Origin of the sequence: Achromobacter sp. GbtcB20 (assembly GCF_019091095.1) — a bacterium.
GTDB classification, from domain to species: Bacteria; Pseudomonadota; Gammaproteobacteria; order Burkholderiales; family Burkholderiaceae_B; genus Achromobacter; species Achromobacter mucicolens.
On the sequence record NZ_JAGXJZ010000401.1, the window covers coordinates 1 to 312 of the forward strand.

Consider the following 312-nt stretch of genomic DNA (forward strand, 5'->3'; position numbering starts at 1 on the left):
ATATGCCATAGTATTGGAATCAGCGCCGTGATGCGGGGCGTTCGCAATCAGAGGCTTGCTTGTCCTCTTGCCAGACAGAAATGAGTTTGCGTAACGCGGACCGTCCCCTAGGGGCGAATCGCCACAGAACATGACGTCGACGTGCGCGTCATCACCTGAAGAAAGGAAGGCGAGGCTTTCCCGATTGGCGCGGGAGAGTGCGATGAAGCGGCGGAATGAAATCCCCCGCAGTGCCGGCGGCTCTCGTAACTCCTTGGCATTGATAGGAGTCCGAAAGACTTCGGCGCCCGTCGCTTTACGGGCTTTAGAATA

General features: G+C 57.1%; 1 protein-coding gene. It reads right to left on the minus strand.

Going from position 1 to position 312, the window contains the following annotated elements; all coding sequences use genetic code 11:
- A partial coding sequence (locus tag KVT32_RS29510; protein ID WP_217619361.1) for a hypothetical protein occupies positions 1-312 on the minus strand: 312 nt, incomplete at both ends.